Consider the following 20,844-nt stretch of genomic DNA (forward strand, 5'->3'; position numbering starts at 1 on the left):
AGGAAGTGAAGAACGGGGTGGAGAGGTGCTGAGCTTCTTCGGACGGGCATCCGTGTCCAAGGTGACGGCACCATTGGGGAAGGCCCTGGTCAAGACCGGGCTCACTCCCGATTCCGTCACCGTCATCGGCACCGTAGCGACCGTGGCCGGCGCGGTCACGCTGTTTCCCAGCGGACATCTGTTCTGGGGAGCGATGTTCATCTGGCTGTTCGTCATGTTCGACATGCTCGACGGTGCCATGGCCCGCGCCCGCGGCGGCGGAACCCGGTACGGTGCCGTTCTCGACGCCACCTGCGACCGGGTGGCCGACGGTGCGATCTTCGCCGGTCTGGCCTGGTGGGCGGTCTATCACGAGAACAGCAAGCCGCTGCTGATCGCGACTCTGCTGTGCCTCGTCACCTCGCAGGTGATCTCGTACGCCAAGGCGCGCGCCGAGGCCAGTGGGCTGTCCGCCGACGGTGGACTCATCGAACGACCCGATCGGCTGGTCATCGTGCTGGTCGGTGCCGGCGTGACCGGGCTCGGAGTTCCGTGGGCCATTCATGTCGCGATGTGGTTGCTGTCGGCGGGCAGCGTCATCACCGTGTTCCAGCGGGTACTGGCCGTCCGCCGGTCGCCGGGCGCCCGGGACGTGCTGCCCCTCCCGCCTGCGGACCCGACGCCGGAAGACGGACAGGCGAGCGTGCAGTGAGCGGTCTGTCGGAACGCATCAGCGACCTGGGGTACGCGACCGGCTGGCGGCTGGTCCGTGCGCTGCCCGAGAAGGCCGCGGTCGCCCTGTTCGACAGGGGAGCCGACTTCGCCGTCCGGAACGGCGGCCCGGAACAGTTGCGCCGCAATCTCGCCCGCGTGCTCGGTGTACCCGCGGACGAGGTGCCGGACACCCTGATGCGGGCGTCGATGCGGTCCTACGCGCGCTACTGGCGGGAGGCTTTCCGGCTGCCGTCGATGGACCTCGTGAAGACGGGCGCCGCCCTCGACGAGCTGATCGAAGGGCAGAAGCACCTCGACGCCGCGAAAGAAGCCGGCCGGGGCGCGGTCATGGCACTGCCGCACAGCGGCAACTGGGACATGGCCGGTGTGTGGTGCGCCCAGCACTGGGGCGGGCTGTCCACGGTCGCCGAGCGATTGAGGCCGGAGTCGCTGTACCGGCGGTTCGTCGATTACCGCGAAGGGCTCGGTTTCGAGATCTTTCCGCTCAGCGGGGGAGAGAACCCCCCGTTCGTGGAACTGTCGGCGCGACTGCGGGACAACGGGATCGTGTGCCTCCTCGGTGAACGCGACCTGGCGAAGAAGGGCGTCCCGGTGACGTTCTTCGGGGAACCGACGCGCATGCCCGCCGGCCCCGCGAAGCTGGCGATCGACACCGGCGCGCCGCTGCTGCCGGTGCACTGCTGGTTCACGGACGGCGGGTGGGGTTTCCGCATCGACCCGCCGATCGACACCACCGCGGGGGTTGCCGCGGCGACTCAGGCCCTGGCGGATCGGTTCGAGGCCAACATCGCGGCACATCCCGAGGACTGGCACATGCTTCAGCCGCTGTGGCTCTCCGACCTGTCCCAGTCGAGGCTCTCCCGCATGGAGAACTCGTGAAGATCGGAATGGTCTGCCCGTACTCGTTCGACGTCCCGGGCGGAGTGCAGGCCCACGTCGTCGACCTCGCGGAGGTTCTGATCGAGCGCGGGCACAAGGTGAGCGTCCTCGCGCCGGCGTCCGACGACGTCGACCTGCCCGACTTCGTCGTCTCCGCGGGGCGCGCCCTCGCCATTCCCTACAACGGTTCGGTGGCCCGGCTGAGTTTCGGCCCCGCCGCGAGCGCCCGCGTGCGGCGCTGGATCTCGGACAACAACTTCGACGTCCTGCACATCCACGAGCCGAACGCGCCGAGCCTGTCCATGCTCGCCATGCGCGTGGCCGAGGGGCCCATCGTGGCCACTTTCCACACATCGACCACGAAGTCGTTGGTGCTGAGCACGTTTCAGGGTGTTCTCCAGCCCTACCTGGAAAGGATCAGCGGCCGCATCGCGGTGTCGGAACTCGCCCGACGCTGGCAGGTGGAATCACTGGGCTCCGATGCGGTCGAGATCCCCAACGGGGTCGACGTCCAGGCGTTCGCGAACGCCGAGCCGCTGCCCGGCTACCCGCGTCCGGGAAAGACCATCCTCTTCCTCGGCCGCTACGACGAGCCCCGCAAGGGCATGGCGGTGCTCCTCAAGGCGCTGCCCGCTCTGGTGGAGAAGTATCCCGACCTCGAGGTGCTGGTGGTCGGACGCGGCGACGAGGACAAGCTGCGCCGCGAGGCCGGCCCGGTCTTCGGGCACCTGCGTCTGCTGGGCCAGGTCGACGATGCCGAGAAGGCGTCGGCACTGCGGAGCGCCGACGTGTACTGCGCCCCCAACCTCGGGGGTGAGAGCTTCGGCATCGTGCTGGTGGAGGCGATGGCCGCGGGAGCTGCCGTCGTGGCGAGCGAACTGGACGCGTTCCGCCGGGTCCTGCGGGACGGGCAGGCAGGCGTGCTGGTGCCGGTCGGGGATGTGGCGGCGCTCGCCGCCGGGATCGACTCGGTGCTCGGTGACCCCGAGCGCAGCGCCGCGCTCACCGATGTCGGCCGGACGGTGGTCACCGAATACGACTGGCCGGTGGTGGCCGAACAGATCCTGCGTGTCTACGAGACGGTCACCGTCGGCCGCGACGGCGTCCGGGAGGTCGGCTCGTGACGTTCTCCGCCCTCACGATCCTGGTCCTCGCCCTGGTCGCGGCCGTCGTCCTGGCGATCGGCCTGTGGGCGTACGGAACGGCCAACCGCCTCGACCGCCTGCACGTTCGCTCCGACCTGTCCTGGCAGGCTCTCGACGCGGCCCTCGCCCGCCGGGCGGTGGTCGTGCGGGCGGCGGCCGCGGCGATGGACCCGCCCGAGGGCAGGTCGCTGGCCGCGCTGGCGGCCCGGGCCGAACGGTCGGACCGGGCCGACCGGGAGATCGCCGAGAATGCGTTGTCGAGTGCACTCTCGTCCCTCGATCCGGAGGCGCTGCGTCCCCAGTTGGTGGCGGAACTCGCCGATTCGGAGGCGCGGGTGCTGATCGCCCGCCGTTTCCACAACGACGCCGTCCGCGACACCCTCGCACTCCGCACCCGGCGTCCGGTCCGATGGCTGCACCTCGGGGGCACGGCCCCGCTGCCGACGTACTTCGAGATCACCGAACGCTCGTCCGCCGCGGCGTTCACCGAGGGTCTGTCCCTCGATTCCGTCCGGACATCAGCCCGGGTGGTGCTGCTCGACCGTGAGGGCCGGGTCCTGCTGCTCCGGGGTCACGACCCCACCGTCCCTGACGTCTACTACTGGTTCACGATCGGTGGCGCCGTCGAGAAGGGGGAGAACCTGCGGGCCGCCGCGGTCCGGGAGATCGCCGAGGAGACGGGGCACACCGCGTCGCCCGAATCGCTGCGCGGACCCATGTGGCGGCGGGTTGCCATCTTCTCCTGGAACGGGCAGCTGATCCGCTCCGAGGAACTGTTCTTCGCGTTGCGCACCGGCGGGTTCGAGCCGCACCACGGGGGCTTCACCGAACTCGAGAACCGCACCATCACCGGTCACCGGTGGTGCACCGCGGACACGGTTCGTGAACTGGCGGCAGCAGGGGAAGCCGTGTACCCGCACGACCTCGCGGATCTCCTCGACGAGGCAGGCGCGGTGGCCTCGGCCGCGGACGAACCCGAGGTGCGCGCGATCACCTGAGCCGTCCCGGGAGCCCGGAGAAAGCCAGCAATTGCCGACTGGCTACGGAAGTGGACGGCCCCTCGTCCTAGAATCGGGTACTGCAGCGTGAACGTCGTCGCTCACGTATGCCGTTATCGAAGTCAATCCACGCCACAACCCAGGAGTTCGCTGTGAGCACCCCCGACACCACCCCCACCACCGGTACGGCACGCGTCAAGCGTGGCATGGCCGAGATGTTGAAGGGCGGGGTCATCATGGACGTCGTCACCCCCGATCAGGCGAAGATCGCCGAGGATGCCGGTGCGGTCGCGGTGATGGCGCTCGAGCGGGTGCCCGCGGACATCCGGGCGCAGGGTGGGGTGTCCCGGATGAGTGATCCGGACATGATCGACGGCATCATCTCCGCGGTGTCGATCCCGGTGATGGCCAAGGCCCGGATCGGGCACTTCGTGGAGGCGCAGATCCTGCAGTCCCTCGGGGTCGATTACGTCGACGAGTCGGAGGTGCTGACCCCGGCCGACTACGCCAATCACATCGACAAGTGGCAGTTCACCGTCCCGTTCGTGTGTGGTGCCACCAATCTCGGTGAGGCGCTGCGGCGGATCACCGAGGGTGCGGCGATGATCCGGTCCAAGGGGGAGGCCGGTACCGGTGACGTGTCGAACGCGACCACGCACATGCGGACGATCGGTGGGGAGATCCGCCGGTTGACCTCGCTCAGCGAGGACGAGCTGTATGTGGCGGCGAAGGAGTTGCAGGCGCCGTACGATCTGGTCGTCGAGGTCGCCAAGGCCGGGAAGTTGCCGGTCACGATGTTCACTGCCGGTGGCATCGCCACCCCGGCGGATGCGGCGATGATGATGCAGCTCGGTGCGGAGGGTGTGTTCGTCGGGTCGGGGATCTTCAAGTCGGGTAACCCGGCGGAGCGGGCCGCGGCGATCGTGAAGGCGACCACGTTCTTCGACGACCCGGATGTGCTGGCGAAGGTTTCCCGTGGGCTGGGTGAGGCGATGGTCGGGATCAACGTCGACGACATCCCCGTCCCGCACCGGCTCGCCGAACGCGGCTGGTGATCCCCGCGATCGATCTGTGATCGATCGCGGCGCTCCTGGCGCCGCACTACTTCCGTTCGCACCGCACGAGGCCCCGACCCGGGCCTCGTGCGGTGCGGTGCGCCGGTGCCCGGGACCCGTGTGAGAGTGTCAGCGGACGAGCATCGGAAGGGGCCGTGGATGGCGACGATCGAAGAGATCCTGGAAGTGGAACGCCTCGAGGAGAACATCTTCCGAGGCATAGCGACCGAGACCATGCTTTCCCGCACGTTCGGTGGGCAGGTGGCCGGTCAGGCGCTGGTGGCGGCGGTCCGCACCGTCGACCCCCGATTCATGGTGCATTCGCTGCACGGCTACTTCCTCCGTCCCGGAAACCCCACGATGCCGATCGTGTACCTGGTGGACCGCATCCGGGACGGTCGGTCGTTCGTCACCCGGCGGGTCAACGCCGTCCAGGACGGTCAGGCGATCTTCACGATGTCGGCGTCATTCCAGGTCGAGGACGAGGGCATCGAGCACCAGGACGAGATGCCCGTGGTCCCGCCGCCCGATACGCTGCCGTTCGCCAGTGACTCGGCCGACCCGGAGATCGCCTGGCTCGCCCAGGAGTGGTCAGACTGGGACATCCGGATGGTCGGCCACGGCGAGGTCGACCGCAGGCGCGGTGCGGCCGCTCAGCAGCAGGCGTGGTTCCGGTCCCGCAAGACGCTGCCCGACGACCCCGTCTTCCACGTCTGCGCGCTGGCCTACATGAGCGACATGACGCTGATCGGTTCCGCCATGACCCCGCACCCCGGTGTCGAGATCAACGGTGCCTCACTCGATCACGCACTGTGGTTCCTGCGCCCGTTCCGGGCCGACGAGTGGCTACTGTACGACCAGACGTCACCGTCCGCCGGATTCGGGCGGGCGCTCGCGCAGGGCCGGATCTTCGACCGGAAGGGCAACCTGGTCGCTGCCGTCGTGCAGGAAGGGCTGACCCGGTTCCTGCGCACGACGTGAGAGGCCTCAGCGACCCGCCCGGACGGCTGGCCTCGGCGGATGGTCGTACCGCACCAGCAGGTCGGGTTCGACCGTGACGTCGGCGGCACGGCGGAGCAGTGCGGGCACGGTCCAGCGTTGATCGGCCGGGGTTCGGCGCATCAGGGCGCCTTCACCCAGATGAAGTTGCACGGTGACGTCGAAGTCGAGATCCCGGCCCAGCAGCATCGGGCCGACGACGAGAAGCACCTGACCGTCGGCCGCGGGAACGCGGGCGCAGCGGGCGGAGCGATCCTCGGCCTCGTCCCACAGGCGCGGCAACCACCGGCGGTCGGTGCGGACCGACCGCACCACCTCCCGGTCCAGGGCGTCGTAGTCGAACCAGAGGGTGCGGTAGCTGAGTTCGTCGTCGCGCCCGTGCTCGAACCGCAGGGAGGCGGGCCGGACGTAGTCGTGGAGCGACACGACGTCACACGGGCGGCCCCGCTCCCGCAGCGACGCGCACACCGCGTCCGCGAGGGGCAGGGGGTGCGCGCCGTCCGGAGCGTCGATCGCGACGACGGCGGTGCCGTGAACGGCGAGGCAGCGTTCGGAGACGAGGGCGACGAGACCGTCCGGGCTCGTCGGTGTGAACATCGTCATGGCACCCATGGTGCCTCGAGCCCGAACCGGGCGGATAACCTTGACCAGGCACAGAAGGAGGGCTCATGGCGAGCATCGAGGACGTTCTCGAACTCGAAGCGCTGGAGAAGGACATCTTCCGCGGCGCGGTTCATCCGTCTGTTCTGAAGCGGACGTTCGGCGGGCAGGTCGCGGGTCAGTCGCTGGTGTCCGCGGTCCGTACCGTTGACGAGGCATTCAAAGTCCACTCCCTGCACGGGTACTTCCTGCGCCCAGGAAATCCGGCGAAACCCACCGTCTACCTGGTCGACCGGATCCGGGACGGCAGATCCTTCTGCACGAGGCGCGTCACCGGAATCCAGGACGGCAAGGCGATCTTCACCATGTCGGCGTCGTTCCACACCGAGGACGAGGGCATCGAGCATCAGGACACGATGCCGTCCGTCCCCGCGCCCGAAGAGCTCGTCGACGCCCAGACCCTCGAGGAGTTCGCCGCCACCGATCTCTACCGGGAGTGGAAGGAATGGGACGTCCGTATCGTTCCGGCCGGCTCCACCGGGAAGACTCCCGGAATCGCCGCGCAGCAACGGGTGTGGATGCGGTACCGCAGCAAGCTGCCGGACGATCAGGTCTTCCACATCTGCACCCTCGCCTATCTCAGTGACATGACGCTCCTCGGTGCGTCGAAGGTCCCGCACCCCGGAGTGGTCACGCAGACGGCGTCGCTCGATCACGCCATGTGGTTCATGCGCCCGTTCCGCGCCGACGAGTGGCTGCTCTACGACCAGACCTCACCCTCCGCCGGCTTCGGCCGCGCCCTCACCCAGGGCCGCATGTTCGACCGGAACGGCACCATGGTCGCCGCCGTCGTCCAGGAGGGGTTGACCCGTATCCAGCGCGATCAGGACAAGCGCGACATCGAGACAGGAAACATGGCATGACCCGTCCCCTCGTCGGAGTACTCGCCCTGCAGGGTGACGTCCGTGAACACCTTGCCGCACTGAATGATTCGGGTGCGGATGCCGTCGGCATCCGCCGCCCGGAGGAGCTCGAGAAGATCGACGGCCTCGTCATCCCGGGCGGCGAGTCGACGACCATGAGCAAGCTGCTGCAGATCTTCGAACTGCTCGAACCGCTGAAGGCGCGCCTGCGCGACGGGTTGCCCGCCTACGGGTCCTGCGCCGGGATGATCCTCCTCGCGAGCGAGATCCTCGACACGAGACCCGACGCGCAGCACCTCGGTGCGATCGACATGACGGTGCGCCGCAACGCCTTCGGTCGTCAGGTCGACTCCTTCGAGTCCGACCTCGAATTCGAGGGCATCGTCGGCGACCCGATGCGGGCCGTGTTCATCCGGGCTCCGTGGGTGGAGCGCGTCGGCGACGACGTCCAGGTCCTTGCCCGCGTGCCCGAGTCGGGTGGCGCGGCCGCCGGACGGATCGTGGCCGTCCGGCAGGGCGCCGTGGTGGCCACGTCGTTCCACCCGGAGGTGACCGGCGACCGGCGGGTGCACGAGCTGTTCGTCGACATCGTCCGCGGGGTCTAGGGACGGGGCGCGGCGAGTGTGTTGAGGAGCGCCGCACCCTGCGCGGCGCCGTCCACGGTGACCGCGAACGGGCGGCCGCCGGTGCGGTTCAGCACGATGCCCTCGCCGGCGCGGATCACGACCACGGTCCCGCGCGGCGTGAAGCGGTAGCCCCAGCCGCCCCATTCCGTGGGCCGGATCTCGGTGACCCGGGCCTCGTCGATGGAGTCGAGCGGGATCTTCCGCCAGCGGATGTTCCACGACGACAGGGTCAGTCCTGTGCGGTCGATCTGCACGGTCACGGAGGCGAAGCCGCCGCCGGCGACCGCCAGGACGACGAACAGGACGGCGAGCCAGAGCGCTCCCACCAGCGCGGAGACGACGGCGGCCAGGGTCATGGCGAGAGCGAGCACGCCCGCCCACCGCCCGCGGGCATAACCGGTCCACGATGCGCGCTCGCCGGGCGCCAGGGGGACGGGCAGCGTCGGCGCCGCACCGTTCTCCGGGGAGTGCGGCGTCCGGGGGAGCAGGGCGAAAGCGGCGATGGCCCACACGATTCCCAAGAGGGGAACGACGATCCACCAGCCCAGCGTCGCCGCTTCGGGCGAGCCCGCCTCGATCGTGGCAGCGACGCTGACGATCCAGGCCGTGGCCACCGTCCACCCGACGAGAACGGTGGCGGGAAGCCAGAGCGCGGCGTCGGTGCGGACCCGCGCCGCCACGACGCCCGCGATCACGGCGGCGGCCGCGCAGACGGCGAGAGCGATCCAGAAGTAGGTGGTCGTGTCGCTGAACCGGTCGGGTTCGGTGCCGGACCAGTGGCTGGCCACCACCGGCGGCAGTTCGCCGCTCCACGCGAGTCTCGCGATCACCAGCGCGAGAAGGGGGACAGCCGAGGTCGCGGCGAGCCGGCGCGTTCGGGAGGTCGTCATTGTCTGGTGGTCTCCTTGATCAGGTCGAGCATCTGTTCGGTGTCGAGTCCGAGGCGTCGTGCCTCGGACACGAAAGTGCGTGCGGCTTCGGTCAATCCGGTGTGAACCGGGTCCGTGTCGGCGCGGACGACCGCGCCCCGGCCCCGGCGGAGGTCGATCAGGCCCTCGTCGCGCAGCGCGGCGTACGCGCGCAGCACGGTGTGGAGGTTGACGTCGATGGATTCGGCCAGTGCCCGGGCGGAGGGGAGCCGATCGCCCGCGCCGATCTCCCCGCGCAGGAACGCGCCGCGCACATTGGCCGCGATCTGTTCGCCCAGTGGGGTGGTGGAGCTGTGGTCGACCCGCATCAACATGTTTGCATTCTATGCAAATAATGGCGACTTATGCGAGTTGTTACCCCGGGAACGCACAGGGGCGGCCGGGCTGCGGGTAACATCGTCAAAGCTGAAACCGCGCATTCGGCGTGCCAAAGGCAGCAGGAAAGGGGCTTGAATCGCATGAGCGGCCACTCCAAATGGGCCACCACCAAGCACAAGAAGGCTGTGATCGATGCCAAGCGTGGCAAAGCCTTCGCGAAGCTGATCAAGAACATCGAGGTGGCGGCCCGTACCGGCGGTGGCGATCCTGCGGGAAACCCCACCCTGTACGACGCCATCCAGAAGGCCAAGAAGACGTCGGTCCCCAACGACAACATCGAGCGCGCCCGCAAGCGCGGCGCCGGTGAAGAAGCGGGCGGCGCCGACTGGCAGACCATCATGTACGAGGGCTACGGACCCAACGGTGTCGCCGTCCTCATCGAGTGCCTGACCGACAACCGCAACCGTGCGGCCGGCGAGGTGCGTACCGCGATGACCCGCAACGGCGGCAACATGGCCGACCCGGGTTCCGTGTCCTACCTGTTCACGCGCAAGGGCGTCGTCACCCTGGAGAAGGGTGACCAGAGCGAGGACGACGTGCTGATGGCGGTCCTCGATGCGGGTGCCGAGGAGGTCACCGACCTCGGCGACACGTTCGAGATCGTGAGCGAGCCCACCGACCTCGTCGCCGTCCGCAGCGCACTGCAGGAGGCGGGAATCGACTACGACTCCGCCGAGGCCGACTTCCGTGCGTCCGTCGAGGTCCCGGTCGACGCCGACGGAGCCCGCAAGGTGTTCAAGCTCGTCGACGCGCTCGAGGAGTCCGACGACGTGCAGAACGTCTACACCAACGTCGACCTGTCCGACGAGGTGCTGGCGGAGCTCGACGACTGATCGCACGACGCACGGCACGGGTCGGGGGAGCGGTGCTCGTCCGCCCCGGCTCGTCCTGCGTGTTGATGCGCCGACTCGTCCGACCCCACGGCTAAGCTATCGAACAGCTGTTCGGCGTGGGAGAGGTGGCTTTGCGTGCGTGTGCTGGGTGTGGATCCCGGTCTGACCCGGTGCGGATTCGGAGTGGTGGACGGCGGCGGCGGCCGCACCGTCACCCCGATCGCCGTCGACGTGGTCCGGACCCCGGCAGACCTCGAGTTGTCCTCCAGGCTGCTGCGTATCTCCGAAGCGGCCGAATCGTGGATCGATCTGCACAGGCCCGAGGTCGTGGCGATCGAGCGGGTATTCTCCCAGCACAACGTGCGCACCGCGATGGGCACCGCGCAGGCGGGTGGCGTGGTCGCCCTCGCCGCCGCGCGCCGCGGCATCCCCGTGTGTTTCCATACCCCCAGCGAGGTCAAGGCTGCCGTCACGGGGAGTGGCTCGGCAGACAAAGCTCAGGTGACGGCGATGGTGACGCGCATCCTCAAACTGGCGGCCGCACCCAAACCGGCCGACGCGGCGGACGCGCTGGCGCTGGCGATCTGCCATTGCTGGCGGGCGCCGATGATCGAACGCATGGCCCGCGCCGAAGCCGCGGCCGCCGAACAGAAACGTCGCTACCAGGCCCGACTGGCCGAAGTGAAGAAGGCAGGTACACGATGATCGCGTCCGTCCGCGGCGAGGTGCTCGAGATCGCCCTCGACCATGCGGTGATCGAATCCGCCGGAGTCGGCTACCGCGTGAACGCGACGCCGGCCACCCTCGGCGGACTGCAACGGGGATCCGAGGCCCGGCTGGTCACGGCGATGATCGTCCGCGAGGACTCGATGACGCTGTACGGCTTCCCCGACTCGGAGTCCAAGGAGTTGTTCGGGCTGCTCCAGACGGTGTCGGGAGTCGGCCCCCGCCTGGCGATGGCCACCCTCGCCGTCCTCGAACCCGACGCGCTGCGGGCGGCACTGGCCGAGGGCAACGTCACGGCACTCACGCGGGTGCCGGGCATCGGCAAGCGCGGGGCGGAGCGGATGGTCGTCGAACTGCGCGACAAGGTGGACGCGGTCGCGTCCACGTCCGGGGCGGTGCCGCTCGGTGCGGGCGGCGGCGGGTCGGTCCGCGACCAGATCGTCGAAGCCCTCGTCGGGCTCGGATTCCCGGCCAAGCAGGCCGAGCAGGCCGCCGACTCCGTCCTCGCAGAGGCGCCCGAGTCGACCACCTCCACGGCGCTGCGCTCCGCCCTCTCGCTGCTCGGGAAGACCAGATGAATCCCGAACCCGGGGGCGACTACGACGAGGAGTCCCCGGTCTCGGCCGATCTCGTCGCCGGCGACGGCGACATCGAGGCCAGCCTGCGCCCGAAGAACCTCCACGACTTCATCGGGCAACCGCGGGTCAGGGAGCAGTTGCAGCTCGTCCTGACCGGCGCCAAGATGCGCGGCGGCACCCCCGACCACATCCTCCTCTCGGGCCCGCCCGGCCTGGGAAAGACCAGCATGGCGATGATCATCGCCGCCGAACTGGGCTCGTCGCTGAGGCTGACGTCGGGTCCGGCGCTGGAACGGGCGGGCGACCTGGCCGCGATGCTGAGCAATCTCGTCGAGGGCGACGTGCTGTTCATCGACGAGATCCACCGCATCGCCCGGCCGGCCGAAGAGATGCTCTACCTCGCGATGGAAGACTTCCGGGTCGACGTCGTGGTCGGCAAGGGCCCCGGCGCCACGTCCATTCCCCTCGAGGTCGCACCGTTCACCCTGGTAGGGGCCACCACTCGCTCGGGGGCGCTCACCGGGCCGCTGCGCGACCGATTCGGGTTCACCGCCCACATGGACTTCTACGAACCCGCGGAACTGCAGCAGATCCTCATGCGATCGGCTGGCATTCTCGGCGTGCAACTCGGCGAGGAGGCCGGCGCCGAGATCGCAAACAGGTCCAGAGGCACGCCCCGCATCGCGAACCGCCTCCTCCGCCGTGTCCGCGACTACGCCGAGGTCCGGGCGGACGGCGTCGTCACCCGCGAGATCGCCCACGCCGCTCTCGCCGTCTACGACGTCGACCAGCTGGGACTCGACCGCCTCGACCGGTCCGTCCTCAGCGCCCTCGTGCGCAGCTTCGGCGGCGGCCCGGTCGGAGTGTCCACCCTGGCCGTCGCGGTGGGTGAGGAACCCGCCACCGTCGAGGAGGTGTGTGAGCCCTTCCTCGTCCGCGCCGGAATGATCGCCCGGACACCCCGCGGCCGTGTCGCCACGGCCGCCGCGTGGACGCAACTGGGCCTGACCCCGCCGCCGGACGCTGTGACCGGCGGAATCGAGGTCCGCGTCAACGAACCGCAGGCATCCCTGTTCGATCCGCAAGACCCCTGATCGACCCCCGGAGAAACGCCCGCCTCGTGCCGAGCGAACCGGTGTCCGGGCCGGTGATGGCACACTGGTGTATTGCATCGGTCCAACCGGGACCAGTGCTTCGGACCGTGCGACATACCTCGAGGTTGACTTACAGATGGATTTTCTCTTCCCGCTCCTGATTCTGGCGCTGCTCGTCCCCATGTTCCTGGGGATCCGCCGACAGAAGAAGGAGGCGGCCAAGGTGACCGCTCTGCAGGACTCGCTCTCGGTCGGTGACCGCATCCTCACGACTGCCGGTCTGCACGGCACCGTCGTCGCACTCGGCGACGAGACGATCGACCTCGAGATCGCTCCCGGCGTGGTCACCACGTGGTCGCGTCTCGTCGTCCGCGAGCAGATCGTCGACGCCCCGCTGCAGGGCAGCGGTTCCATCGACCACGAGTCGATCGACGCCGAGGCCCCCGCCACCGACATCGTCCGCGAGGATCGTGAGAACGGCGGCGACACCCCGCCGCGCCTGAACAAGGATTGATCGACGCTTCCGCGGCGTACCCGCGCAGCCGTCGCGTCGCAGGCGCCCCGGGCGCGGCAACCGGGGCACAGCCCTGCGTCTGCCGGTCCGGTGCGCTGTGAACGTTCCCACCCGAACTGCACGTACTGAGGAGACATAGAGATCGTGGCACCTTCCACAGGATCGGTGCATCCCGTCCGCTACCTCACCGTTTTCGCGGTGCTCGTGGCGGTTCTGTATGCCCTGGTGTTCTTCACCGGCGACAAGTCCGCGACACCCAAGCTGGGCATCGACCTGCAAGGTGGGACCCGAGTCACCCTCACCGCACGCACCCCGGACGGCAGCAAGCCGACGCCGGACAGCCTGCGGCAGGCCCAGGAGATCATCGAGACCCGTGTGAACGGACTCGGCGTGTCCGGCTCCGAGGTGGTCATCGACGGCGACAACCTCGTCATCACCGTCCCCGGCGACGACAGCGCGCAGGCGCGTTCGCTCGGCCAGACGGCGCGCTTGTACGTCCGTCCCGTCCAGACGTCCCAGGCCGCGGCCCCAGCCGGCACGCAGGCACCTGCCGCCGGTGGGACGCCGGCCCAGGCTCCCGCCGGAACCGAGACTCCCGCGCCCCAGAACCGGCCGTTCCCGGCTCAGGATCCGTCCACCTCTCCCGAGCCGACTCCGACGGCGGAGCCGGCGCCCGCCGACGCGTCCGGCACCGAGACTGCCGAGGCGGCCGACGAGATCGCAGCCGCGCGGGCCACGCGCCAGAGCACCGACCCGGCCGTGCAGCAGCAGGCCATGGCGACGCTCGACTGCAGCGTGCCCGACCCGCTGCGCGGCAACGACGACCCGGCCCTACCGCTCGTCGCGTGCTCCACCGACGGCCAGGCCGTGTACCTGCTCGAACCGGCGATCATCGACGGGCAGGAGATCGCCGACGCGACGTCCGGCTACAACTCCCAGCAGTCGCGGCACGAGGTGAGCCTGACGTTCAAGTCCGAGGGCAGCAACACCTGGGCCACGTTCACGTCGCAGAACATCGGCAAGCAGGCCGCGTTCACACTCGACTCCAAGGTGGTGAGCGCACCGGTCGTCCAGGGCGCGACACCCGCAGGTAGCTCGACGTCGATCACCGGCTCGTTCTCCGCGGAAAGCGCGAAGGAACTCGCGAACACCCTCAAGTACGGCTCGCTACCGCTGTCGTTCGCGGCGTCCGAGGCGGAGACCGTGTCGGCGACGCTGGGGCTCGCCTCTCTGGAGGCCGGTCTCATCGCCGGACTGGTGGGTCTGGTCCTGGTGCTGCTCTACTGCCTCCTCTACTACCGCATGCTCGGGGTGCTCACCGCGTTGTCGCTGGTGCTGTCCGGTGTGATGGTCTACGCGATCATGGTGCTGCTCGGCCGGTACATCAACTTCACCCTCGACCTCGCGGGCATCGCCGGTCTGATCATCGGTATCGGTATGACCGCCGACTCGTTCGTGGTGTTCTTCGAGAGAATCAAGGACGAGATGCGGGAGGGACGCAGTTTCCGGTCCGCGGTACCGCGCGGCTGGGCCCGTGCGCGCCGGACCATCCTGTCCGGTAACGCGGTCAGCTTCATCGCCGCCGCGGTGCTGTACATCCTCGCGGTCGGGCAGGTGCGCGGCTTCGCGTTCACCCTCGGCCTGACCACCATCCTCGATGTCGTCGTGGTGTTCCTGGTGACGTGGCCGCTGGTCCACCTGGCCTCGAAGTCGCCGTTCTGGTCGAAGCCCGGTGTCAACGGACTGGGTGCCGTGCAGCAGATCGCCAAGGAACGCAAGGCTGCCGCAGCGTCGGCGAAGGAGTCACGAGTATGAGCGAATCGACCACGTCCCGGTCTGCGTCGCAGACAGACCCCGAGTCTTCGCTGTCCGATTCGGGCGTCAACCAGTCGTCGATGCCCCAGCACAGCCTGCTGTCGCGGCTGTACACCGGAACCGGCGCCTTCGAGGTCGTCGGGCGTCGCCGCTTCTACTACATCCTGACCGGCACGATCGTGCTGATCTCGTTGCTGAGCATCCTCGTCCGCGGGTTCACCCTCGGTATCGATTTCGAGGGTGGTTCGCGGATCCAGTTCCCCGCCGGCGGCGGGGTGGAGACCGCGCAGGTGGAGGAGGTCTACTCCGAGGCGCTCGGCATGGACCCCGTCTCGGTGCAGACGGTGGGCTCGGGTTCGAGCGCGACCGTGCAGATCCGCTCCGAGGCACTCGACGCGGCGCAGGTGGTGACGCTGCAAAACGCGTTGTACGACGAGTTCCAGCCGAAGGACAGCGACGGCAACGTCAGCAAGAACGTGATCAGCGTCGCCGACGTCAGCGAGACGTGGGGCGGGCAGATCACCCAGAAGGCGCTGATCGCGCTGCTTGTGTTCCTGGTGATCGTGAGCGTGTACATCGCCGTCCGGTTCGAGCGGGACATGGCGATCGCCGCGATCGTCGCGCTGTTCTTCGACATCGCCGTCACCGCCGGCGTGTATTCGCTGGTCGGCTTCGAGGTGACCCCGGCGACCGTCATCGGCCTGCTGACGATTCTCGGTTTCTCGCTCTACGACTCGGTGGTGGTGTTCGACAAGGTCGAGGAGAACACACGCGGGATTCTGCACCTGACCCGTCGCACCTACGCCGAGCAGGCGAACCTGGCGATCAACCAGACGCTGATGCGGTCCATCAACACCACCCTGATCAGCGTCTTGCCGGTGCTCGCGCTGATGGTGGTCGCGGTCTGGATGCTTGGTGTCGGAACGCTGAAGGACCTGGCGCTGGTGCAGCTCGTGGGCATCATCGTCGGCGCCTACTCGTCGATCTTCTTCGCGACACCCCTGCTGGTCACGTTGAAGGAGCGGTGGGGTCCGGTCGCCGCGCACACGCGAAAGGTCCTCGCTCGCCGCGCGACCCTGGCACAGGGCGGTGCGCCGAAGGCCGGCACCCCGGCCGCCGAGGTCGCCGCGTCCACGGCGGACACCGCCGTCCCGCGCCGCCGGTCGGCGGCGACCGCACCCACACCGGGCTCACGTCCCACCGGGAAGCGCAACAAGAAGAGGCACTGACATGCCCGCATCGCACAGCACCCGGCGCGGTGCGCAGACCCGACGCGGCCGTACTGCGGCCGTGTCGGGTGCCGGCCTCCTCGCGACCGTGCTCCTCGCCGGCTCGCTCGTCGGATGTTCCGAGGAGGGCGAGCAGATCCCGTCGATCGGGTACGCCATCGACAACACGATCACCACGTACAACGGCAACAGCGTCGCGGGTGCGGTGTCGGGGGCGCGTCAGGCGTTCGCGCGGGTGCTGCCCGGGTTCAACTACACGGGACCGGAAGGCGGACCGGTGGCCGACACGGACATCGGTACCGCCAACGCGATGCCCGGGGATGCTCTGACGATCCAGTACAAGCTCAATCCCAACTCCGTCTACTCCGACGGCGTGCCGATGTCCTGCGACGATCTGGTGCTGACGTGGGCGGCGAACAGTGGCCGTTTCCCGATGTTCGATGCGGCGAGTACGGCCGGCTACTCGGACATCGACCGGATCGACTGCCAGACCGGCTCGAAGGATGCCGTCGTCACGTTCAAGGCGGGACGGAATTTCACCGACTGGAAGTCGTTGTTCGGCGCGACGTCGATGATGCCGGCGCACGTGGTCGCCAGCGCCGCCGGCGTGCCCGACGTCGTGGCCGCCGTACAGAATTCGGACGCGGAAGCGTTGACGCGCGTCGCGGACTTCTGGAACAACGGATGGACGATGGCACCTGGCGACCTCGACCTCGCCAAGTTCCCCGCGTCCGGCCCCTACAAGGTCGAATCGTTCTCCGAGGACGAGGGCCTCGTGCTGGTGGCCAACGACCGGTGGTGGGGGAACCGTCCGGCCACCTCGCGGATCGTGGTGTGGCCCAAGTCTTCCGACGTGAGCGCGCGGATCGGTGACGGTTCGGTCGAGGTCGTCGACGTCGCCGCGGGATCGGCGCCCGATCTGGACCTCGGCGGGTTCGACGTGACGGAGGTGCCGTCGCGCAGCGTCGAGCAGTTCGTCCTGTCCACCTCGGGCCTGTTCGAGAACGCAGCCGGACGGCGGGCGTTCGCGGCGTGCCTGCCCCGGGAGGAGCTGGCGTCGAAGTTCGGGATCGCCGCGGAGTCGGACGAGGCAGGTGGAGCGTCCGGGGGCCCGGTCGACACGCGGGTCACCGCCCCCGACAGTCTCGTTCACCAGACGGTGGCCGGTGCCGTCGGCGGCCGGTACGAGACGGCGGACACGGCAGCGGCGACGGACGCTCTGGCCGACACCGGCAACACGTCGGCGACGGTCCGCGTCGGATATCTCGGTCCGAACCCGCGCCGCGCCGAGATCGTGGCGGCCGTGGCGGCGGCGTGTGCCCCAGCCGGTATCACCGTGCAGGACGTCGCGTCGCCCGAGTTCACCCCGTCCATGCTGCGCGACGGGCAGGTGGATGTGGTCCTCGCGGGCACGGCCTCCGCTCCCGGCGCCGCGGGCACGGCAGCGGCCACCACCGCGATGTACGCCCTCCGCAGCGGAATCCGATCGAACTTCGGGGACTACAGCAACGGCCGTGTCGATCAGATCGTCGATCAACTCTCGGTCGACAGCTTGACCGCCACCCAGCTGTCGCTGTCGACGGAGGCGGAGAACATCCTGTGGTCGGACGTGCCCACGGTGCCGCTGTTCGATCAGCCGCGGACCGTCGCGTTCGCAACAGGTTTGCAGGCGGGAGCAGTCAATCCGACGCGATCGGGCGCCGGCTGGAACATGGACAGGTGGGTTCTGCACAGGTGATCGACCATTCTTCGGCCCGTGACGCCGTCACCCGGCTCACCCGATGGGCCGACGACTTTCCGCAACCCGGGGTGCGGTTCGCCGACCTGACGCCGGTTTTTTCCGATGCGGACGGTTTCCGTGTCGTCGTCGACGCGCTCGCCGCCTGCGCCCCGGAGGCGGATGTGATTGCCGCCGTCGACGCCCGAGGGTTCCTCCTCGGCGGCGGCGTCGCCCGGGAACTGGGCTCCGGTGTGGTGGCCGTGCGGAAGTCGGGCAAACTGCCGCCGCCGGTGCTGTCGCAGTCGTACACCCTCGAATACGGTACGGCCACGCTGGAGATTCCGGCCGGCTCGATCGGTCTGGACGGGCGCTCCGTGCTCGTCGTCGACGACGTGCTGGCCACCGGTGGAACCCTCGACGCCACGGCGCGACTGGTGGAATCCGCAGGTGCCCGGGTGATCGGTGTCGCCGTGGTCCTGGAGATCGCCGCGCTGGGCGGTCGGGAGCGGCTCGGAAAGTACCCGCTCACGTCCCTCGTCACGGTCTGAGTACTAAAGTTGTGCCTGGTGGTCGTCACGGCCACCGGGGCGCATGCCCGAGACCAACCAGGGCCGCACGGCCCGAGCCATTTCAGTGGTAGGAGGTGACGGCATGACTTCGAATCTTGATCGGTCGCAGAACACGGGATCAACCTCGTCTGCGCAATCCGATGCCGAGTCACCTGCAGCGAACCCGGCTTCCGGTAACAACCGTGGAGCACAGGGATTCGCCGTTCCGGCGTCCGCATCGCGCCGGGTACGAGCGCGACTCGCCCGGCGCATCACGGGTCAACGGAACACGACCATCCGGCCGGTTCTCGAACCTCTCGTCAGCCTGCATCGTGAGCTCTATCCCAAGGCGGACCTGGCGCTGCTGCAGCGCGCCTACGACGTCGCGGAGGAGCGGCACGCGAGCCAGCGCCGCAAGTCGGGCGACCCGTATATCACGCATCCGCTCGCCGTCGCCAGCATCCTCGCGGAACTGGGAATGGACACGACCACGCTGGTCGCGGCCCTGCTCCACGACACCGTCGAAGACACCGGGTATTCCCTCGAGCAGTTGACCGACGAGTTCGGCGAAGAGGTCGCCCACCTCGTCGACGGCGTCACCAAACTCGACAAGGTGGTGCTCGGCAACGCCGCCGAGGGCGAGACCATCCGCAAGATGATCATCGCGATGGCCCGCGACCCCCGTGTGCTGGTGATCAAGGTCGCCGACCGGCTCCACAACATGCGGACCATGCGGTTCCTGCCGCCCGAGAAGCAGGCCCGCAAGGCCCGCGAAACCCTCGAGGTAATCGCACCTCTGGCCCACCGGCTGGGCATGGCGACCGTGAAGTGGGAACTCGAGGACCTGTCCTTCGCGATCCTGCATCCCAAGAAGTACGACGAAATCGTGCGGCTCGTCGCCGATCGGGCGCCGTCCCGCGACACCTACCTCGCGAAGGTGCGTGCGGAGATCAACGCGACCCTGACGGCGTCGCGCATCAACGCCGTCGTCGAGGGCAGGCCCAAGCACTACTGGTCGATCTACCAGAAGATGATCGTCAAGGGCCGCGACTTCGACGACATCCACGACCTGGTCGGTGTGCGGATCCTGTGCGACGAGGTCCGCGACTGCTACGCGGCCGTCGGCGTCGTCCATTCGCTGTGGCAGCCGATGGCGGGCCGGTTCAAGGACTACATCGCACAGCCGCGTTACGGCGTGTACCAGTCGCTGCACACCACGGTGGTCGGACCCGAGGGCAAACCGCTCGAGGTGCAGATCCGCACCCACGACATGCACCGGACCGCCGAGTTCGGTATCGCCGCGCACTGGCGGTACAAGGAGAGCAAGGGCAGGCACTCCGGTGACGTTGCCGAGGTCGACGACATGGCGTGGATGCGTCAGCTCCTCGACTGGCAGCGTGAGGCCGCCGACCCGGGGGAGTTCCTCGAGTCGCTCCGCTACGACCTCGCGGTCAAGGAGATCTTCGTCTTCACACCCAAGGGCGACGTGGTGACGCTGCCCGCCGGGTCGACACCCGTCGACTTCGCGTACGCCGTGCACACGGAGGTCGGGCACCGATGTATCGGCGCCCGGGTCAACGGCAGGCTGGTGGCGCTCGAACGCAAGCTCGAGAACGGCGAGGTGGTGGAGGTCTTCACCTCCAAGGCCGTCAACGCAGGCCCGAGCCGCGACTGGCAGACGTTCGTCGTCTCCCCACGCGCCAAGACGAAGATCCGGCAATGGTTCGCCAAGGAACGCCGTGAGGAGGCGCTCGAGGCGGGCAAGGACGCCATCGCGAAGGAGGTGCGGCGGGTCGGGCTGCCGCTGCAGCGCCTGATGAACGCCGAATCGATGGCGTCCATCGCGCACGAACTGCACTACACCGACGTGTCGATGCTGTACACGGCTGTCGGTGAGAGCCACGTGTCGGCGCAGCACGTCGTCCAGCGTCTGGTGGCCCACCTGGGCGGCGTCGGCGACGTCGAGGAGGAGCTGGCCGAGCGGTCGACTCCGTCCACGATGCCGATGCGGCCGCGGAGCACCGGCGACGCGGGTGTGCTGGTTCCCGGCGCGGAGGGCACGGTCGCCAAGCTGGCCAAGTGCTGCACACCCGTTCCCGGCGACGAGATCATGGGCTTCGTGACCCGGGGCGGCGCGGTCAGCGTGCACCGCACCGACTGCACCAACGCGGGCTCCCTGCAGGAGCAGTCCGAGCGCATCATCGCGGTCAAGTGGGCGCCGTCGCCGTCGTCGGTGTTCCTGGTGGCCATCCAGATCGAGGCGCTCGATCGGCACCGGCTGCTGTCGGACGTGACGAAGGCGCTCGCCGACGAGAAGGTCAACATCCTGTCGGCGTCCGTGACGACGTCCGGCGACCGGGTGGCGATCAGCAAGTTCACGTTCGAGATGGGCGACCCGAAGCATCTCGGGCACGTGCTGAACGTGGTCCGCAACGTCGAGGGCGTGTACGACGTGTACCGGGTGACGTCCGCCGCGTAGCAACGCCGAACAGGACGGTCGTTCGATCAGTTCGAACGACCGTCCCGTTCGTGTAGCCGGGG

At 68.8% G+C, this 20,844-nt stretch carries 21 protein-coding genes; 18 read left to right on the plus strand and 3 right to left on the minus strand.

Annotated elements, in window-relative coordinates; translation table 11 throughout:
- The first annotated feature begins 25 nt into the window (after positions 1 to 25).
- The 6 genes from pgsA to PSR88_RS34965 all read left to right on the plus strand — a co-directional run bounded on the left by pgsA (position 26) and on the right by PSR88_RS34965 (position 5,772).
- Positions 26 to 691 (plus strand): phosphatidylinositol phosphate synthase, encoded by a 666-nt coding sequence (pgsA, locus tag PSR88_RS34940; RefSeq protein ID WP_011598628.1) that lies wholly within the window; start codon positions 26 to 28, stop codon positions 689 to 691.
- On the plus strand, positions 688 to 1,593 hold the full coding sequence (locus tag PSR88_RS34945) for a phosphatidylinositol mannoside acyltransferase (RefSeq protein WP_011598629.1): 906 nt from the start codon (positions 688 to 690) through the stop codon (positions 1,591 to 1,593). Before pgsA ends, PSR88_RS34945 begins: the two co-directional genes overlap by 4 nt.
- Positions 1,590 to 2,717 carry a glycosyltransferase family 4 protein gene (locus PSR88_RS34950; protein ID WP_009480125.1) on the plus strand — a complete coding sequence of 376 codons (1,128 nt, stop codon included), beginning with the start codon at positions 1,590 to 1,592 and terminating at the stop codon, positions 2,715 to 2,717. Before PSR88_RS34945 ends, PSR88_RS34950 begins: the two co-directional genes overlap by 4 nt.
- Positions 2,714 to 3,736 carry an NUDIX hydrolase gene (locus PSR88_RS34955; RefSeq protein WP_011598630.1) on the plus strand — a complete coding sequence of 341 codons (1,023 nt, stop codon included), beginning with the start codon at positions 2,714 to 2,716 and terminating at the stop codon, positions 3,734 to 3,736. The genes PSR88_RS34950 and PSR88_RS34955 overlap by 4 nt, the downstream gene beginning before the upstream one ends.
- 152 nt (positions 3,737 to 3,888) lie before the next feature.
- Complete coding sequence (pdxS, locus tag PSR88_RS34960; RefSeq protein ID WP_011598631.1) at positions 3,889 to 4,791, plus strand: pyridoxal 5'-phosphate synthase lyase subunit PdxS; 903 nt, start codon at positions 3,889 to 3,891, stop codon at positions 4,789 to 4,791.
- A gap of 159 nt (positions 4,792 to 4,950) precedes the next feature.
- Positions 4,951 to 5,772 (plus strand): acyl-CoA thioesterase, encoded by an 822-nt coding sequence (locus PSR88_RS34965; protein ID WP_011598632.1) that lies wholly within the window; start codon positions 4,951 to 4,953, stop codon positions 5,770 to 5,772.
- Positions 5,773 to 5,778: 6 nt separating this feature from the next.
- Here PSR88_RS34965 and PSR88_RS34970 read toward each other — a convergent pair whose 3' ends face one another.
- Positions 5,779 to 6,402, minus strand: coding sequence for a hypothetical protein (locus PSR88_RS34970; protein ID WP_011598633.1), 624 nt, complete (start codon positions 6,400 to 6,402; stop codon positions 5,779 to 5,781).
- A 56-nt stretch (positions 6,403 to 6,458) separates the two neighbouring features.
- Here PSR88_RS34970 and PSR88_RS34975 point away from each other — a divergent pair, with 56 nt between their 5' ends.
- Together PSR88_RS34975 and pdxT are read left to right on the plus strand one after the other, a co-directional pair.
- A complete protein-coding gene (locus tag PSR88_RS34975; protein ID WP_009480130.1) occupies positions 6,459 to 7,313 on the plus strand; it encodes an acyl-CoA thioesterase in 855 nt (284 codons plus the stop codon).
- Positions 7,310 to 7,918 carry a pyridoxal 5'-phosphate synthase glutaminase subunit PdxT gene (pdxT, locus tag PSR88_RS34980; RefSeq protein WP_009480131.1) on the plus strand — a complete coding sequence of 203 codons (609 nt, stop codon included), beginning with the start codon at positions 7,310 to 7,312 and terminating at the stop codon, positions 7,916 to 7,918. The genes PSR88_RS34975 and pdxT overlap by 4 nt, the downstream gene beginning before the upstream one ends.
- On the opposite strand, the gene PSR88_RS34985 is transcribed toward pdxT, so the two are convergent.
- Together PSR88_RS34985 and PSR88_RS34990 are read right to left on the minus strand one after the other, a co-directional pair.
- A complete protein-coding gene (locus PSR88_RS34985; RefSeq protein WP_011598634.1) occupies positions 7,915 to 8,829 on the minus strand; it encodes a hypothetical protein in 915 nt (304 codons plus the stop codon). The genes pdxT and PSR88_RS34985 overlap by 4 nt on opposite strands.
- On the minus strand, positions 8,826 to 9,182 hold the full coding sequence (locus tag PSR88_RS34990) for a GntR family transcriptional regulator (protein ID WP_009480133.1): 357 nt from the start codon (positions 9,180 to 9,182) through the stop codon (positions 8,826 to 8,828). The genes PSR88_RS34985 and PSR88_RS34990 overlap by 4 nt, the downstream gene beginning before the upstream one ends.
- A gap of 144 nt (positions 9,183 to 9,326) precedes the next feature.
- Here PSR88_RS34990 and PSR88_RS34995 point away from each other — a divergent pair, with 144 nt between their 5' ends.
- The 10 genes from PSR88_RS34995 to PSR88_RS35040 all read left to right on the plus strand — a co-directional run bounded on the left by PSR88_RS34995 (position 9,327) and on the right by PSR88_RS35040 (position 20,782).
- Positions 9,327 to 10,079, plus strand: coding sequence for a YebC/PmpR family DNA-binding transcriptional regulator (locus PSR88_RS34995; protein ID WP_011598635.1), 753 nt, complete (start codon positions 9,327 to 9,329; stop codon positions 10,077 to 10,079).
- 135 nt (positions 10,080 to 10,214) lie between these two features.
- A complete protein-coding gene (gene ruvC, locus PSR88_RS35000) occupies positions 10,215 to 10,784 on the plus strand; it encodes a crossover junction endodeoxyribonuclease RuvC (RefSeq protein WP_011598636.1) in 570 nt (189 codons plus the stop codon).
- Entirely contained in the window at positions 10,781 to 11,383 is a 603-nt protein-coding gene (gene ruvA, locus PSR88_RS35005) for a Holliday junction branch migration protein RuvA (protein ID WP_009480136.1), read from the plus strand. The genes ruvC and ruvA overlap by 4 nt, the downstream gene beginning before the upstream one ends.
- Complete coding sequence (gene ruvB, locus PSR88_RS35010; RefSeq protein WP_009480137.1) at positions 11,380 to 12,477, plus strand: Holliday junction branch migration DNA helicase RuvB; 1,098 nt, start codon at positions 11,380 to 11,382, stop codon at positions 12,475 to 12,477. The genes ruvA and ruvB overlap by 4 nt, the downstream gene beginning before the upstream one ends.
- Before the next feature lie 136 nt (positions 12,478 to 12,613).
- Positions 12,614 to 12,991 (plus strand): preprotein translocase subunit YajC, encoded by a 378-nt coding sequence (gene yajC, locus PSR88_RS35015; protein ID WP_009480138.1) that lies wholly within the window; start codon positions 12,614 to 12,616, stop codon positions 12,989 to 12,991.
- 144 nt (positions 12,992 to 13,135) lie between these two features.
- Positions 13,136 to 14,806 carry a protein translocase subunit SecD gene (secD, locus tag PSR88_RS35020; protein ID WP_011598638.1) on the plus strand — a complete coding sequence of 557 codons (1,671 nt, stop codon included), beginning with the start codon at positions 13,136 to 13,138 and terminating at the stop codon, positions 14,804 to 14,806.
- Positions 14,803 to 16,035 (plus strand): protein translocase subunit SecF, encoded by a 1,233-nt coding sequence (gene secF / locus PSR88_RS35025; RefSeq protein WP_011598639.1) that lies wholly within the window; start codon positions 14,803 to 14,805, stop codon positions 16,033 to 16,035. Before secD ends, secF begins: the two co-directional genes overlap by 4 nt.
- Before the next feature lies 1 nt (position 16,036).
- Positions 16,037 to 17,773, plus strand: coding sequence for an ABC transporter substrate-binding protein (locus PSR88_RS35030; protein WP_011598640.1), 1,737 nt, complete (start codon positions 16,037 to 16,039; stop codon positions 17,771 to 17,773).
- Positions 17,770 to 18,303: an adenine phosphoribosyltransferase gene (locus tag PSR88_RS35035; protein ID WP_011598641.1), complete on the plus strand. Its 534-nt coding sequence runs from the start codon at positions 17,770 to 17,772 to the stop codon at positions 18,301 to 18,303. Before PSR88_RS35030 ends, PSR88_RS35035 begins: the two co-directional genes overlap by 4 nt.
- 103 nt (positions 18,304 to 18,406) lie before the next feature.
- Positions 18,407 to 20,782, plus strand: a complete 2,376-nt coding sequence (locus tag PSR88_RS35040; protein WP_011598642.1) for a RelA/SpoT family protein — start codon at positions 18,407 to 18,409, stop codon at positions 20,780 to 20,782.
- Positions 20,783 to 20,844: the final 62 nt, after the last annotated feature.

The sequence above is a fragment of the Rhodococcus sp. DK176 genome, assembly GCF_038447315.2.
Taxonomy (GTDB): Bacteria; Actinomycetota; Actinomycetes; order Mycobacteriales; family Mycobacteriaceae; genus Rhodococcus_F; species Rhodococcus_F jostii_A.